1 protein-coding gene is annotated in these 446 nt (G+C 69.5%); it reads right to left on the reverse strand.

Going from position 1 to position 446, the window contains the following annotated elements; all coding sequences use genetic code 11:
• A partial coding sequence (locus tag GR212_RS36610) for an EAL domain-containing protein (protein ID WP_204326927.1) occupies window positions 1–388 on the reverse strand: 388 nt, incomplete at its 3' end.
• Between the last annotated feature and the right edge of the window lie 58 nt (window positions 389–446).

The following is a 446-nucleotide window of genomic DNA, read 5'->3' on the forward strand; positions in this document are numbered from 1 at the left end:
CTTCCAGGAGCGCCTGCAGCCTGCCCGACAGGATGAAGTCCGGCGAGCAGTTCACGTTGAACAGGAGGCCGGCGGGAAAGCAGTGCAGCGACGACAGCGCCGTGCGGATGGCGTGCAGTTCCAGCTCCATGCCCAGCCCCACGCCGTGGGCCGCGATGAACCACTGGTCCGGCGGGCGCACGGGCTCCATGTCGAACCGGGACAGGCACTCGAAGCCATGGAGGCTGCGCCGCGCGATGTCGTAGACGGGCTGGAAGACGATGCGCAGGCGGCCCTCCTGCATGGCGGTGCGGACGCTGCGCGCGACGGTTTCCCGTTCCTTCTCGCGCCGCGCCGCCGCGTCGAAGTAGAAGCCGAGGAACTCGGCGAAGGCGCGCAGCACGTCCATGTCGCGTTCCGTGAGGGCCGCGACCGGCCGGTAGCTGAAGCAGCACAGCGTGCCGAAC

The sequence above is a fragment of the Martinezella lusitana genome, assembly GCF_010668395.1.
GTDB lineage: Bacteria > Pseudomonadota > Alphaproteobacteria > Rhizobiales > Rhizobiaceae > Rhizobium > Rhizobium lusitanum_A.